Below are 15,489 nucleotides of genomic sequence, written 5' to 3'. Positions count from 1 at the left end.
GCCCCTATTTCAGCTTCCCATCCAATGAGCCGCTTGTGGCATTGCTTGCTTTTTCACGGAGGATGATGCGAGCCCCTCTGTATCCAACGCTGTGATTCCATACCCAGCTCATTGCGACGCTCAGGCGATTTCGCACTCCGATAAGGAAGTAGATGTGAGCGAGCTTCCAGATCCACCATGCGATTCCTCCGCTCAGCTTTAGCTTCCCCATATCGATTACTGCAAGGCTGCGTCCAATCGTGGCGAGGTTGCCCTGGTGCCGGTACTTGAATGCAGCGGTCCTCCGCGCCCCTGTTATCAGCCCTTCAATCTGGCCCGCGACGTACTTGCCTTGCTGCTTGGCCGCCGGCGCGATTCCAGGAACGGTCTTTCCGTCCGCAGTGGCTGATGAAGCAGTGTCCCCGATCACGAAAATGTTGGGGGAACCAGGCACCGTTAGATCAGGGCCGACGATTGCGCGCCCCGCCCGATCTGATTCGGTGTCGAGCCAACGTGCGGCTGGAGACGCCTGAACTCCCGCTGCCCAGACGATTGTGGATGCCGCCAGCTTCTTGCCATTGAGCATCACCCCATCAGAGGCGCACTCGGTGACAGGGGCCCCCAACAAAACGGATACCCCAAGCTTCTCGAGGGCGCGCCTCGTGTACTCGGAGAGCTTTTCAGGAAAGACGGGGAGCAGCCGCGGACCCGCCTCAATGAGAAATACCCGGGTTTTGCTGGGATCAACTGACCGAAAGTCATCCTGCAGCGTGCCACGCGCCAGCTCCGCGATGGTTCCGGCAAGCTCGACACCTGTAGGCCCACCACCAATGATCACAAAGGTTTGAAGGGCCTCTCGAACCTCGGGATCATTGCAGAGCTCCGCTTGCTCGAACGCGCTCAAGATCCTGCCTCGAATGGTTGTTGCATCCTCCAGGCTCTTCAGGCCTGGAGCGTACTTCGACCATTCGTCATGCCCAAAGTAGGCATGTGTTGCTCCCGTAGCGAGCACAAGGGTGTCGTAAGGGTATCGAGTGCCGTCCTGAAGGATCACTTGGCGGGCAGCTTTATCCACACCCTCGACCTCCGCCATGAGGGTTCTGACCTCCGGGCGGTCACGGAACAGATAGCGGATCGGCCATGCGATCTCCGACGGTGACAGTGACGCACCAGCCACCTGGTAGAGCAGCGGCTGGAACAAGTGATAGTTCCGCCGGTCAATGATTGTTACATCGACATCCACTCCTTCAAGGTGCGTGGCGGCCTCCAGTCCGCCGAAGCCCGCCCCAACGATCACAACTTGATGACGATTTCTGGAGGTCTTGATCACGGCAGCACTCCTTGGTTAGGTGTTCAGCGCCGATGCGTGGTGCTTGAGATGATCGGCAATGAAGCTGGAGATGAAGTAGTAGCTATGGTCGTAACCATCGCGAAGGTTCAGCGAAAGCGGATGATTCACCTTGGCGCATGCATCTTGAAGCAGTTCGGGGCGGAGCTGATTCTGCAAGAAATCATCGCTGAGCCCTTGATCCACGAGCAGGGGCAGGCGCTCCTTTGCATCTGCAATCAGCTCCACGGCGTCATACTGCCGCCACTGCTCCTGATCTCCCCCCAAGTAGGCCGAAAACGCCTTCTGGCCCCAAGGAGCCTGGGTGGGTGCCACGATCGGAGAGAAGGCGGATACGCTGCGATAGCGACCTGGATTTCGCAAAGCGATGACCAAGGCACCGTGGCCGCCCATTGAGTGGCCGCTAATTGAGCGAGCCTGGCTAACAGGGAAGTTCTTCTCAACGAGAGCAGGCAGCTCACTTACAACGTAGTCATACATGCGGTAGTGGTCGGACCACGGTGCCTCGGTGGCATTGACGTAGAACCCCGCACCTTGGCCGAGATCGTAAGCTGGATCATCCGCGACGGACTCTCCGCGCGGACTTGTATCCGGAGCAACGATGGCAATGCCATGCTCAGCAGCGAGCTGCTGCACTGCAGACTTGGTGATGAAGTTCTGCTCTGTGCACGTCAGGCCAGAGAGCCAGTAGAGAACAGGTACCGGGCCGCTGGACGCCTGCGGAGGGAGATAGACTCCAAACTTCATGGTGCAACCAAGGCTGGATGATTCATGCTGGTAGACGTCCTGCCATCCACCGAAGCTTGCGTGACGCTCAATGCGTTCCATTGTTCTTTCCTCTGAGTTGAATTTGATAGGCCATCTATCGCGAATCGAATGTGGCCTTAAGCGAGGCTTTAGGCCTTGTCCTCGACTGCCGAGTCACCGTGTGCATGCCTGATCCTTCGGACAATCCACCAAATCAGCAGCAATACAGCGGGAACCAAGATCGCAGTGACGGTTGCTGCGATGTCATGCGTCCCAGGCAAACCCTTGAGCAGGTATGCGAGAAGACTCACGACGTAGTACGAGATGGCGGCCACCGACAAACCTTCCACCGTCTGCTGCAGGCGCAGCTGAACCTTCGCCCGTTCATTCATGGACGCCAGTAGGTCGCGGTTCTGCCGCTCGAGCTCAACATCAATCCACGACCGGAGGAGCGAGATCGAGCGCGTCAACTTGTCTGAGAGCTTCCCCTGTCGCTCCTTCACTGACTGGCAAGTTCGCATGGCCGGTGCAATCCTTCGATACAAGAAGTCCGCCCAGGTGCTATAGCCGGCAACTTGATCCTCCGCCAACGCATCCAGTCGCTCTTCAACAATTTCGTAGTAAGCCCGACTTGCACCAAACCTATAGAGATTTGCCGCGGCGTCCGCCTCCAACTCTGCAGCCAGGCTGGTCAAATCCGAGAGGAGCACGTCACTGTCACGACGTCCGCCGGAGGCCCTGCGCATCTCTTCAGTAATTGCAGCCAGACGCGCCTCCATGCGACGAAGATTCGACGTCATGGAACGAGTCAGCGGTAGCGCTAGGAGGGCAAGCGTTCGGTATGTCTCGACCTCGAGCAGTCGTTGCGCCAGCGCTCCTGCCCGCGCCGGAGTCAGGTCGCGATCAAGGATGAGCATGTGGGTTAGCCCTTCCTCGTCTTGACGGAAGTCGGTCACAATGGCCGCGGCACCGTTCTCAACCAGCGAGTAGCAGCGGCTGACGGGATCAAAGCAATCTATTTCCTTCTCCGCCTCCGCGGTCCAAGGCAAAAGCCTGACGCTAACAGCCGAGATCACGGGTCCTGGCGGCTTGAATCCCTGTCTAAACGGGTTGTCCCCACAAGGCTCACCTGTTTCTGAGCTCAGTGGTGCGCTCCAGAGGTAGGAAGAGAACTCAGTGTGCTTCTCGCAGTGCAGATCACCCTCATTCCACGTAAGCGCGTGATGAGGTGTGGTGTGATCCTCGACTGCAGCCCCCATACGACCTGAAAGATCGTCGATCGCGGCACGATCTCGACTCATGTCCCCTTCTGTCATGAAGGAGAGCTGGAGAAGGCTTCGCGGAGACTGGGTGAGAAGGTGCGGTCGCGCATGGACTTCCTCAACGGCGGCGCGGCGGTCCGCGTGCGCCGGCATCCCATATACGTAGCCTTCTGCTGGCGTGCCTGCAGCTTGGCTCAGGCCGGATGGGTCATTCATACATAGCCTCAAGAATGGATGATCTTCTAAACACCGCTCACGGGAGGTCTATCACTTGCTTGTGCGATAGCTCAGCGAAAGGTCGTGTGGTGGAGCCGGCTCTGGTGTAGGGCGGTAGTGGGAACCACAACAAGCTGGGAGGACAGCACCGCATAGATCGCAGGCCCTTGCTCTCCCACCTTCCAGCCAGGCGCGGACCGCATGGGAGTCGCAACGAGGCTGGAAGCTCACTTCAAAGGGCCTCCCATGACTCAGTCAGATGCCGAAGGCAACGATGCCGACAGAGATTGCCCGCTCCAAGAAATACAGACAGGCGCAACTCGACTGACATCATCCAGCATGCCTTGGAGCCTCCTGGAAAGGCCTCAACGTCCTAGTCGTGACGCCCTAACCCACGAAGGGGTTAGGAATGGCGGGTTCTACTTGGAAATGAAGTAGTTCGGACACCCATAGATTGCCTCCTCTACTTAGTACTAGCGCCATCAAGCAATGTCGCGAACTGACTAACGGAGATAGGAGCGGACAATAGAGATGGTCTCGTCAATCGACTTCCTTTGAGAGTCGGTGTGGGTGTCGCTATGCGGGAACTCTTCACGCAGATAGCTCTCCAGAACCGTCGCCATCAAACCATTGACCGCCCCGCGCACAGCAGCAAGCTGCTGAAGTACTGCAGCACATTCCGCCCCGCTCTCCAGAGCCTGCTCCAATGCAGCCACCTGTCCGCTGATCCGACGTACGCGGGTAAGGGCCTGCTTTTTCTCCCGAGGGCTGTGAGGCATTGCGCACCTGTCCGTATCACATGAGGGAACGATACTATACTCCCCGATAGTATGCAAGCTAGCAATCTGCGAGGGTCTTTAACTCCGTCAACTGAGTCTGCGCCTGATTTCGAGCCGCCGCCAGAGGCCAGTGACAGACCCCTCCCGCCCCACCCCCACACCACAAAAGGCGGGCTCCTGTAGGAGCCACGCCCCACCACTCGAAAGAGTGGTTACATGTAGATGAATTGGCGGTATAGCTTGTCTAGCTCCAGCCTGACGAACTCGATCTCCTCCTCGTCCCCGGCATCAGAGAGCTCCAGAAGCTGTCGCTCCTTTGATGTAATTCGATCACAGAGGTCTTTTAGGTTGGCGCAGAACTCCGCTGAATGGGCTTGCGACCGGTCAGGTCGAGCCTCTGTTGATCCCAACATTCCGCGAGACGTTGACGGGGTGATGCCGAACTCCTCATTGAACGCGATCTGATGCTGTCGCCTGTCATCAGTCTCAGAAATGGCCTGCCGCATCGCACTAGTGATCGTATCGGCATACATGATCGCCTTACCGCGCGAGTTTCTTGCGGCTCGTCCAATCATCTGAATGAGGGCCTGGCTCGACCGAAGGAAGCCCGCCTGGTCCGCATCAACGATAGCGACCAGAGAGGCCTCAGGAATATCGAGCCCCTCTCTCAGCAGGCTGATACCCACTAGCACATCGAACTCGCCGGCCCTCAGCCCATTGATGATCTCAACTCGATCCTCTGCCTTGATATCCGAGTGCATGTACTTCGCACGCACCCCTTGATCCTCGAGGAACTCGCACAGCTCCTCAGCAGACACCTTTGTCAGCGTGGTCACCAAGACCCTGTCGCCCTCTCGTACACAACGGGCGATCTCTGACAGAAGATCGTGCCTGTAGCCCTCCCTCGGCCTCACCTCTACCAGCGGATCGAGCAAGCCAGTGGGCCTGATGAGCTGGTCAATCAATCTTCCCTTGGATCTCCCAATCTCATAGGCGCCAGGCGTAGCCGAAACGAAGATCGTCTGGGGCTTGATGGCTTCAAACTCAGAGAAGCTAAGCGGTCTGTTGTTCATCGCCGAAGGTAGACGGAACCCGTACTCGATTAGAGTATCCTTCCTGCTCTGATCGCTCCTGAACATCGCCTCGATCTGAGGAACCATGACGTGCGACTCATCAACAAATAGCAGGCCATCCTTCGGGAGGTAGTCCATGAGTGTCGTCGGCCTAGCTCCTGAAGGCTTCGAGTTCAGGTAACTGGAGTAGTTCTCCATGCCAGAGCAATATCCCAGCTCCCTCATCATCTCCACGTCGTTCGTGATCTTCTCGTAAAGCCTATTTGCCTCAACGATTCGACCAGATGCGTTGAGCTCCGTCACCCTGGCCTCCAAATCCTTGAGGATGGCCTTCGTAGCCTCATTGATTTCTGTTTTGGGGCTTGCGAAGAGTGTCTTTGGAGAAACGAGGTAGCGCGTCTCATCGCCAAGCTTCTTCCCTGTAACCGCATCAATCCAGGTGAGCGACTGCACTCTCCCCTCGTCCGTGAGCTCTACTCTAATTGCCTTGTACTCAGAGTCGGCGGGAAAAATATCGACCACATCGCCAGACACACGGAACGTGCCACGCTTCAGGGTCCGCTCAGTCCTGTCGTACTGAAGCGATGCAAGCCGACGCAGGAAGTCCCTCTGATCCAGTTCGATTCCAAGCGCAAGCTCAACCTGCAGATCCCGGTAGCTCTGTGGGTCTCCCAGTCCATAGATTGAGGACACCGAAGCGACAACAATCACGTCTCTACGCTCAATCAGAGACTTCGTAGTCGATAGTCGAAGCCTCTCAAGGTGATCATTGATGGCTGAGTCTTTCTGGATGTAACGATCGCTACCTGGGATATAGACCTCTGGCTGGAAGAAGTCGTAGTAGGAAACGAAATACTCCACGGCGTTCTCGGGGAACAGCGCCTTCATCTCCCCGTAGAGCTGAGCAGTCAACGTCTTGTTTGGCGCAAGAATGAGCGTGGGTCGCTTCAGCCGATGGATCACATTGGCCATCGTGAAGGTCTTCCCTGACCCTGTAATTCCCTTCAAGGTCTGATGTGTTGCTCCCTCCTCGATGCCAGCAATTAGCCTGGCAATCGCTTCGGGTTGATCCCCGGCCGGCGTATGATCCGAATGCATTACGAACATATCTGTTGACATCACTTACGCTCCTACTGGCTCATTCTTGATCGTTAGAGGAACTATTCCCGTCTCACAGACTCCATCCCATATGTGCGAGCGGAACCAAGGGGGCTGTACGAATGCTATCTTTGGGCGAGTTCCTTTCAGGTGAGCCTGGCAACCCATGCCTGACTAGCGCTAGGGCGTGAGCTGGCATGTCGTTACATGCCGGAGCGGCCTCAGAAGTGCACCCGCCGCCCTCCGCTCACGCCTCACTCCTCCCTACCTGGCTGCTGTACCGACTCCTGATCGACCGCAGTCAGAGCCAGCGTTGACATTAGCTCTGTCTCGATCGTCCTCTGCATTGAGTAGATCGGGAGCGCGTTCGGCGCGGAACTGAATGGCTCCTCCAGCTGACGGCCCAGCGCATCGAGACCAAAAAACGTGTACGCCACAATGAGCACCGGTAAAAAGGTCCACCACCCCAATGTTCCTGCCAGCGCAAAAGGAAGTGTTGTGCAGAATACGATCGCAGTCCGGTGAAGCAGCAGCGAATACGAGAATGGAATCGGAGTATTGAGTATCCTCTCGCACCCCCCCTGGATACGAGCCAAGTTGGCAAGCTGCTTATCCATCACCGAGTACTGAATCGAGTCGATCCTTCCCTCATGAGCCAGATGGGCAAGCTTCAAGCCAATGCCCTGGAGCACAGCGTCCGTCGGATTCGGGCCTTGTGATGCCTTGCCAATATCCCACCAAGGTGCGATCGCATGGGCTTCGTCGGCCCGGCGCAGTCGAGAATAGAGGCCAGCACTGAAGCCACACAGGCCTCGCAGGATCTGTGCTCGGCTGTTTGGATCCAGCAGGGACGTCTGCCTGGCTATTGAGCGACACGCTATGACCAGGTCACCCCAAAGGTGCCTCGCCTCCCACCATCTGGAGTAGCAAGCGTTGTTTCGAAAGCTCATGAATACGGAAAGTGCGATACCAATGAGCGTGAACGGAACGGCACTGAAGCGAGCAAAGATTCCTGGATGCTCCGTTGATGCGAGCACCGCTCCTGCGGTCACAATGCTAATCAGTAGTAGATGCAATGCGATCCTGGGCAGGATGGTACCCCTGACGGCAAACGCAACGTCCCACAACGTCGGCTGCCTTCGCATTCTCGTTTCAACATCTGGGAGACGGTGTGTCATGCCAACCTCTGATTCATTGATCGACTGCTGGCGTCGATACGCCTAGGCAACAAATTCCTTCCACTTGAGTTCGAAATGCGAATGACATCACGCCGTTCGCATGACACTGCTACAGCAGGTCTAAAGCAGTTCATCGTCGGCAGCCTCGGGCATCCATAGTTCAATGACCGTCCCTGTCAGGCCGGTTCTCACTACCGACAGGCTGCCACCGTGGCGGTTGGCAAGCATCTGACTGATGGAAAGACCCAGCCCAGTACCTTGACGATGTTTGGTCGTAAAGAATGGCTCAAAAATTCGGACCAGAATGTCCTGAGGAATGCCGCTTCCAGTATCTGAGACTCGCAAAGCGACGCCAGGGTGACCATGAACGTCGTCAACGTCCAACGTCGCCAATCCCAGCGTTCCGCCCTTCTGCATGACATAGATTGCATTGATCAGGAGGTTCACAAGAATTTGCTGCAGCTCGCCCCGATTGCCCGTTACGAGCCGTGTGGACAGGAAGTTCTTCTCTATCTTCACGGGATGGCGCTTGATGAGGTGTTGAATCAGGGGCAGCGTCTCCAACATCAGCGTGGCAGGCTCTAACAGCTCACTATGACCGGAGTACTCACTGGGCTTGGAGAACTGCAGCAACTTGGAAACAATGGTGCTGATACGCCCAATTTGATCCTCAATGAGGTCAATCTCTTCTCCAAACCCTTGACCCTCGGGCTCCCTGATCGAGTCACGCAGAAGCTCGAGGTTCCCCTGCATGACGGCAAGCGGATTGTTGATCTCGTGCGCTATTCCTGCTGCGATCTCGCCAATTGTTGCCAGCTTCTCAGTGACAATCAGGTGCTGGGTCGTCTCTTCCAACCGTCTATTGGCTAGTGCGAGACCAGCAGTTCGCTCCTCTACCCTGGAATTGAGCTCCTCGTTCCAGGCGACCAGCTGCCGTTCCTTCTCTTCCAGCTGACAGAGCAGCTGGTCCAAGTGCGAAGCGACACGTCCGATTTCATCATTGGATGCCCCTGCTCCGGAGCGAGCACTGCGGTCGCCCGCCTTGACCCGTCCAATTGCCTGATCCATCCGCTCAAGTGGCTTGAACACGCCGCGAGCGATGTACAGAAAAAGGGGTACGGTGATGACTGCAACAAGGAGGCAACCGAACACGATCGCTCCGATGGAATTTCGACGGGCGGTGGTGAATGGCTCCTCCAGAAAGCCCACGAAGAGCATACCAATAGGTACGCCCCGGCCATTGAGAATGGGCATATAGCCGGCAATGTACCAATCATTGACTACGTAGGCTCTCGCCTGCCAGGTCTTTCCCTGGCCCAGCACGGCCTCGGCCACTTCAGAAGACACCCGTGTCCCCGACGCTGGGTTCCCTCCCGCCAACAACGCGTTGGTGCTGATGCGGGTATCACCAAGGAAGATGGAGGCTATCCCTGTTGCGCCAGTACGCAGGGCCTTATCTCGGTAGACAAGATCAGTGATCTGCTTGATGAACTCGGTGTTGTGGTTCAGCAGAGTACCCGCAATCAAGACGCCAACCTGATTGTTTGGAAGTGCAACCGGCGTTGCAGCTTGAATCATTAGGCCCCGCTTCTCACTCTGGGCCGAATCGACAGGATTCCTTGCGTTATGCGGACGAATGACCTCGGCCCGTGCGGCGAGCTTTGGGGAGATCTCCATCAGATCGTCCCGGCTTACCACCCCCACCTCCACGCTGGACGCTCCCTTCAGGGCCTTTTCGATGACTGACCAGTCCAAGTCAAGCTCAGCTGGCGAGGCCGGCTCACTACTAGCCAACAAGCGACCGTTTGAATCCAACAGTGCGATGAAGTCTAGTGAACCACCTTGGGCTTTCGACGCTAGTAGGCTGCCAAGCTCTGCATTCTTGTTGACCCCCTGGCTAATGACGCCATGGAAGCTCTGCGAATCAGCAATCGCAGCCAGCGTCGCGCGGTCGTTGACGAGCAGCTGGTTCATGTACTGTCCCGCAACTTTCAGGTCCCCGCCAACCTTCGAGGCGAGCAGTCGGTCGAAGCGCAAATCCCATTGGTAGATGAGTCCGCCGACGATAGCCGGCAGGATCACAAACATTGGAAGGATCGCGATTAGAAGCAGGCGGAAGCGAACTGAGCGCGCTCGGTTCATTGCAGATTCCTAGGCTGATACATTCCAACTGGAGCACTTACGATCAATCGTCTTTCGCGATATGCCCAAGATCGTGGCCGCTCTTTCGCGATCTCCGCCAGTCTCACGAAGCACTGCAAGGATGTGCCTGCGCTCGACCTCCGAGAGCAGCCGGCTTCGTGGGTCAGAGAGTGACTCCAACCGCTCAAGCTGAGTCGGAAAGTGTCCGAGTATCAGGCTACGCTCAACGTAGTTGTGAAGCTCGCGGACGTTCCCGGGCCACGAGTAGCTCTGAAGATATGCCCGGATCCTTTCGTCGATCGGAATCGGTTGAAGGCCAAGCTGCAGCCCCAGCTCACGCATGAAGCCCGCCGCCAGCTCCAACACATCAGCGCCGCGGTCATGAAGGCGAGGAAGCGACACCTCGAGAACGTTGATGCGATAGTAGAGATCCGACCGGAATGTTCCATTCTTCACTTCCGCAACCAAATTCTTGTTGGTTGAGAAGATGAATCTGACATCGATCGGAATCTCCCGATCTGCGCCAACTGGTCGTATCCGTCTATCTTCAAGCATCCTTAGCAGCTTTCCTTGGAGAGCCAAGGGAAGATCAGCGACTTCGTCAAACAGCAATGTTCCGCCTTCTGCATAGGCGACCAGTCCTTGGCGAGACGAGTTCGCTCCACTGAACGTTCCTTTGAGACTCCCGAACAGTTCAACGTCAATCAACTCGCTGGGAACAGCTGCACAATTTATTGGAATGAAAGGATGAGATGCCCGTGCGGACAACGCGTGCAGCGATCTTGCGGCAACCTCCTTTCCAGAGCCGGATTCTCCAGTGAACAGCACGCTACTGGGCAGTGGTGCGACCTTCGCGATCAGATCCTTGGTGGCCTGAATCGCACGCGAGCTACCTGTGAGCCTGTCTCGAAGCGCAGCTGGTGCACCGGAGCCATGTAGCTCGTGACGGAGAATGGCATTCTCCCGCCGTAGGCGACCGCGTTCCAGGCAGCGCGATATAGCGGCCAGCAACTGATTGGTTCTGAAAGGCTTGAGAAGAAAATCAGCCGCTCCCGCGCGGATAGCGCCGATAGCGGAATCCAAGTCTGCGTACGCAGTAATCAGAATGAAGTCGGCCAAGACCCCTCCCCTGCGCTGGTCCTCCAGCCACGCGATGCCACTCTTCCCTGGCAACACGTTGTCCACAATCACGATGTCAAAGTGGCGCTCCGTCAGATGCTGCTCCGCTTCAATGGTGTCAGCTGCAGCTTCCACAACTTTGCATCGCGGTCGCAAGGCACGAACCAAGAAGCTACGCATGCCAGGTTCGTCGTCAACGATCAGTATCGATGAGCGCGCAAGGTCCGGCCATGCAAGATCGCCGTTTGCGCGCTCTTCGGAAGATTGGTTGGCGCTCTTTGGCGTCATGTTTCCCTCAGTACAATTGAAGCGTGGCTAGTTCCGTCGATTCGTGTTCGAGTTCATTTCGATCTTTCGACCGCTAGATGACGGGTGACATATCGAACAAAACACCCCCTCTCACGACGTAGGACGTTGTGCACCAAAGGCCAGTCTGAGACGTTCAATGCTGTCGACCTCAGTCATATGCCAATCCGGAACTCTTGCCCTACGAGCCTAGTATCGACCTCTTGGTGGCCAAACGGACCGGGGGCTCCTCGCCATATTGCCCAGAGCGCCAATGGCCTCCGTGCCCCTCCAAGCCCCTCGGCGGTCGGTCGCCACGGGAGGCTGGAGAAGTCTCGCTCCCTTCGAGCGGATCATTACGCCAATTCGGCCATATGGGAAGCGCTGGGTGCGCGTTGTCCCCGCCTCGGCCGGAGCCACGCAGCGCGGCCAAGCGCGGGCGAGTCGATCCGCCTTGCAAGAAGGTCCAGGCCCTACCGCTCGCCTACCGGCATAGAGATGCCTATGCACCAGGGTCGTCTCCCATTTGCGCGGCTCGCGGGCAGATGTATCGTGGCTTTGGACTCTCTGAGTCTCCGACTGACTGATGGTTGCTCTTCCCCTCAAGACCCGGGCTTGTTGGGGAGCCGACTAAGGATGGTAGAAGGCGGGGCTGACGGGTCGGCCTCTGACGCGAGCCGGGAGGAGAGATCAGTCGCCCATTTTCGATGCAGGCGATCTGGCCCCCAAATATCTCAATGTCGTTGGGATCATGGCTGATCAGCAGCAGTGGAATACCGGCCCCGTCCAGCACGGCCTCCAGCTCCTGCCGCAAGTGCTGGCGAAGATCCTGGTCCAGCGCGGAGAACGGTTCATCCAGCAGCAGCGCCTGCGGCTGCGTCACCAAGGCGCGTGCCAAGGCGGTACGCTGGCGCTGGCCGCCGGACACCTGCGAGGGCAGCAGATCACCCACCGTATCGATGCGGAATGCGTGCAACCACTGCTCCACCGCATCGAAGCGCTGGCCGACCCGCGGATTCAACCAGCCCTTCTGCAGACCGAACGCCACGTTCTGGCGCACGCTCAGGTGTGGGAACAGCGCGTAATCCTGGAACACGTAGCCCAGCCGGCGGTGCTGCGGCGGCAGATCCACACCGGTGGCCGCATCGAACAGGGTCTGCCCCTGTAGGCGCACATGACCCTGGCCCGGCCTCAGCAGCCCGGCCACCGCCTTCAGGGTCAGGCTCTTGCCCGCGCCCGAGGGCCCGAACAGCACCACCTGCCGCTGCGTGCACTGCAGCGACACGTCCAATACGAAATCCTGGCCGGCCGCCTGCAGGCGACGCTGCACCTGCAGGTCAAGCCACATCACGCAGCTCCCGGCGACGTCCGCCCACCAGCCGCGCGGCCAGCAGCAGGATCACGATGCACACCACCGAGGTCAGGATCACCAGCGCATTGGCCTTGCCGTCCTGGCCGGCCTGCACCGCTTCGTAGATGGCGATCGACAGCGTCTGCGTGCGGCCGGGAATGCTGCCCGCCACCATCAGCGTCGCGCCGAACTCGCCCATCGCGCGTGCAAACGCCAGCAGCAGGCCGGCGAGGATGCCGCGCCACGCCAGCGGCAGCGTGATGCGGAAGAACACCGCTGCTTCGGACACACCGAGCGTGCGTGCGGCCTGCTCCAACTGTCCATCCACTTCCTCGAACGCCGCGCGTGCCGGCTTGAACACCAGCGGCAGCGAGGCCACCGCCGCAGCGATCACCGCCGCCTGCCAGGTGAACACCAGGTTGATGCCGAACCACGACTGCAGCCACGCGCCGATCGGGCCGTTGCGGCCGATCAGCACCAGCAGGTAATACCCCAGCACGGTCGGCGGCAGCACCATCGGCAGGGTCAGCAGCGAATCCAGCAGCTCACGGCCAGGAAATCGCCGACGTGCCAGCAGCGCGCCCAGTGCCACGCCCAGCACCAGATTGATCGCGGTGGCCCAGCCGGCCACCTTCAGCGACAACCACAGTGCGCTCCAGTCGAGATCCATGCCTCAGGGCTTGCCGAACCCATGCTTGGCCAGGATCGCCTGGCCCTGTGCCGAACGCACGAAGGTGGTGAAGCGCTTGGCTTCAACCGGTTGCGCACTGGCCTTGGTCACCGCCAACGGATAGGCAATGCGCCCCGCCACCGGCACCGCGAAGGCACGGCGCACCCGATCAGGCATCGCCTGCGCATCGGTGGCATAGACGAAGCCGGCATCCACTTCACCGCGCGCCACGTAGTCCAGCGACTGGCGAACGTTCTGCGTGGTGATGGTCTTGCCCTGCACCGACGGCCACAGGCCCGCCGCTTCCAGCGCGCCCTTGGCATAGCGGCCGACCGGCACGCTGTCCGGGTTGCCCAGTGCGATGCGCTGCACACCGGCACCGGCCAGGTCCTTCAAGGTACGCGGCGCAGCCTTGGCCTGCGGCGGCACCACCACCCACAGCGCGTTCACCGCGAACACCTCGCGGGTGCCGGCCGCCAGCAGGTCCTGCTGCTGGGCCTGGTCCATCGTGGTTTCATCGGCCGACGCGAACACATCCACCGGCGCGCCGCGGCTGATCTGCTGCAGCAGCACGCCGGACGCGGCGAAGTTGAAATCGACCTTGGTTCCCGGGTGTGCCTTCTCATAGGCGGTGCCCAGTTCGCGGAAGCTCTCGGTCAAGCTCGATGCCGCCGACACCGTCAGGTCGGCCGCCAAGGCCGGCACCGTGGCCAGCAGTCCCAGCAACAACAGTCCAACTCGTTTCATCATTGGTTTCCCCGTTTGGTTGGGTTTAGATCGGTTTCACCGCCTATCCTTGGCATCGCAGGCGCTACATAGCTGGCCCGCCCAGAGCTAGGTAGAGGGTGCACGACGGTGCGGACCTCGTTGGCGCAGGCTGTCTCGTACATCCACATCGAATTGAAGCTGCAGCGAGATGTCATCATCCAGCGCAATGCCAAAACCCAGACCATCACGACAGGGCAAACGTAATGCCAAGGACTGAACCGCTTCGCGAGGAAGCATCAACCGGCAGTACTCGCTCCCCTCCAGAAGCACCGCCTGTTGCCCTGCATGCAGTGATAGCACCATGCCCCAGCCGCGATCGCCGCCGAACCGCGTCAGGTTCTCCACCGATTCGCCGGCCAGCAACTGCGCTAGCTCCTCTTCATCAACGCGCAGACGAACTGCCTGCCGCTGTAGCTGGACTTTCATGATGCAATGAACTCGAGCTCGGTTGAGGTGTTGCAGTTGAGTAGCTGGTCGTATTCGCTATCCGCCAGTGGCAGCTCGATTGCGCCCAAGCGTTCTCGCAGGGCGTGTAGCGAGCGGTGCGCCGCCGGATTCTCGATCAATTCCCGCAACACATGCCGGCAATGGTCATCAATCTGCAACCGCATCGGCAGGGGTTCTTCCGCAAACAGCACACAGGCAGCCGAAGGCGCATCACGTAACCGTTGTAGTAACGCCGGGGTCACATTGGGCGTATCCACCGGAAGCACCAGAGCGGCAGCGTCCGGCATGCACATGGCCACACTGTAGAGCCCGCCCAACGGGCCGCAGCGTGCCACGCGATCAGGAATGCCACCGAAGGCCGGGTAGTTGCCACTCACCCATACCCTTTCCGCACCTGCCTGTCGCAGCAGGCCACGCATGTGCTCTAGCAGGGTTCGCCCGTGCCACGGTAGCAGCGCCTTGTCACGGCCCATCCGGCTGGAAAGACCACCGGCCAGCACGATGCCGTCAGTGGGAATGTTCGTGATCGTGTGCACATTCATGGGCATTGTCATGAGCTTGCGTGGGTTCGTTATCCGCATGGCAGAGACTGCAGCCTTCGGTCCACTCGCTGTCGCCGTCCTCGTAATGCTCCTGCTTCCAGATCGGGCACTGGTGCTTGACCACCTCGATCAACTGCCGGCAGGCCCGGAATGCCTCGTCTCGATGCGGGCTGCCGGCGGCCACCACCACCGCCACATCGCCAATGCCCAACCGGCCCTTGGCGTGGGCCACATACAGCTTCAGCTTCGGACCGAACGTCGCCTCGACCTCTGCCGCCAGGCGCTTGAACTCGTTCAGCACCAAAGGTTCGAACAGGTCGTACGTGATCCCGGTCACCGGCCGGCCGATGTTGACGTCGCGCACCTTGCCGATGAACACGTCGATGCCGCCGAAGCCCGGATCAGATACCGCCGCGATGCCTTCGGCCGGATCGATCGCCGCCTGCGCGCGGTCCACCACCGTCGCGATGATCTTCTCGCTCATC

Annotated in this window: 13 protein-coding genes and 1 pseudogene; all 14 read right to left on the bottom strand. The window is 58.9% G+C overall.

Translation table 11 applies throughout. The features are described 5' to 3' along the window. Nucleotides 1-4: 4 nt before the first annotated feature. The 14 genes and pseudogenes from RT551_RS00515 to RT551_RS00450 all read right to left on the bottom strand — a co-directional run bounded on the left by RT551_RS00515 (nucleotide 5) and on the right by RT551_RS00450 (nucleotide 15,488). The gene (locus RT551_RS00515) at nucleotides 5-1,309 is read right to left on the bottom strand and encodes an NAD(P)/FAD-dependent oxidoreductase (protein WP_026070508.1); all 1,305 of its coding nucleotides are present in this window, start codon (nucleotides 1,307-1,309) and stop codon (nucleotides 5-7) included. Nucleotides 1,310-1,324: 15 nt separating this feature from the next. Next, nucleotides 1,325-2,155, bottom strand: a complete 831-nt coding sequence (gene fghA / locus RT551_RS00510; RefSeq protein ID WP_017354482.1) for an S-formylglutathione hydrolase — start codon at nucleotides 2,153-2,155, stop codon at nucleotides 1,325-1,327. 68 nt (nucleotides 2,156-2,223) lie between these two features. Then, nucleotides 2,224-3,552 carry a DUF3422 family protein gene (locus tag RT551_RS00505; RefSeq protein WP_026070509.1) on the bottom strand — a complete coding sequence of 443 codons (1,329 nt, stop codon included), beginning with the start codon at nucleotides 3,550-3,552 and terminating at the stop codon, nucleotides 2,224-2,226. A 503-nt stretch (nucleotides 3,553-4,055) separates the two neighbouring features. Next, a complete protein-coding gene (gene frmR, locus RT551_RS00500) occupies nucleotides 4,056-4,331 on the bottom strand; it encodes a formaldehyde-responsive transcriptional repressor FrmR (RefSeq protein WP_017354484.1) in 276 nt (91 codons plus the stop codon). A 212-nt stretch (nucleotides 4,332-4,543) separates the two neighbouring features. Beyond that, nucleotides 4,544-6,523: an excinuclease ABC subunit UvrB gene (gene uvrB, locus RT551_RS00495; protein WP_017354485.1), complete on the bottom strand. Its 1,980-nt coding sequence runs from the start codon at nucleotides 6,521-6,523 to the stop codon at nucleotides 4,544-4,546. Between the two features lie 233 nt (nucleotides 6,524-6,756). Beyond that, entirely contained in the window at nucleotides 6,757-7,680 is a 924-nt protein-coding gene (locus RT551_RS00490) for a bestrophin family protein (protein ID WP_227832955.1), read from the bottom strand. Nucleotides 7,681-7,800: 120 nt separating this feature from the next. Continuing rightward, nucleotides 7,801-9,822, bottom strand: coding sequence for a cache domain-containing protein (locus RT551_RS00485; protein WP_017354487.1), 2,022 nt, complete (start codon nucleotides 9,820-9,822; stop codon nucleotides 7,801-7,803). Nucleotides 9,823-9,831: 9 nt separating this feature from the next. After that, on the bottom strand, nucleotides 9,832-11,229 hold the full coding sequence (locus RT551_RS00480) for a sigma-54 dependent transcriptional regulator (RefSeq protein WP_026070510.1): 1,398 nt from the start codon (nucleotides 11,227-11,229) through the stop codon (nucleotides 9,832-9,834). Between the two features lie 685 nt (nucleotides 11,230-11,914). Then, nucleotides 11,915-12,574 (bottom strand): annotated as a pseudogene (locus RT551_RS00475) (ATP-binding cassette domain-containing protein); the annotation flags it as partial. Continuing rightward, nucleotides 12,564-13,247: a molybdate ABC transporter permease subunit gene (gene modB / locus RT551_RS00470; protein ID WP_005413347.1), complete on the bottom strand. Its 684-nt coding sequence runs from the start codon at nucleotides 13,245-13,247 to the stop codon at nucleotides 12,564-12,566. The pseudogene RT551_RS00475 and the gene modB, both read right to left, overlap by 11 nt. 3 nt (nucleotides 13,248-13,250) lie before the next feature. Next, entirely contained in the window at nucleotides 13,251-13,994 is a 744-nt protein-coding gene (gene modA, locus RT551_RS00465; RefSeq protein ID WP_026070511.1) for a molybdate ABC transporter substrate-binding protein, read from the bottom strand. A gap of 87 nt (nucleotides 13,995-14,081) precedes the next feature. Next, nucleotides 14,082-14,441 carry a hypothetical protein gene (locus RT551_RS00460; protein WP_017354491.1) on the bottom strand — a complete coding sequence of 120 codons (360 nt, stop codon included), beginning with the start codon at nucleotides 14,439-14,441 and terminating at the stop codon, nucleotides 14,082-14,084. Further along, entirely contained in the window at nucleotides 14,438-15,004 is a 567-nt protein-coding gene (locus tag RT551_RS00455) for a molybdenum cofactor guanylyltransferase (protein WP_026070512.1), read from the bottom strand. The genes RT551_RS00460 and RT551_RS00455 overlap by 4 nt, the downstream gene beginning before the upstream one ends. Then, nucleotides 14,970-15,488: a molybdenum cofactor biosynthesis protein MoaE gene (locus RT551_RS00450; protein WP_017354493.1), complete on the bottom strand. Its 519-nt coding sequence runs from the start codon at nucleotides 15,486-15,488 to the stop codon at nucleotides 14,970-14,972. The genes RT551_RS00455 and RT551_RS00450 overlap by 35 nt, the downstream gene beginning before the upstream one ends. Nucleotide 15,489: the final 1 nt, after the last annotated feature.

The organism is Stenotrophomonas sp. (assembly GCF_032103445.1).
In the GTDB taxonomy this organism is placed as follows: Bacteria; Pseudomonadota; Gammaproteobacteria; order Xanthomonadales; family Xanthomonadaceae; genus Stenotrophomonas.
Note: the sequence above shows the minus strand (reverse complement) of the source record. Positions and strands in the feature narration are given on the sequence as shown.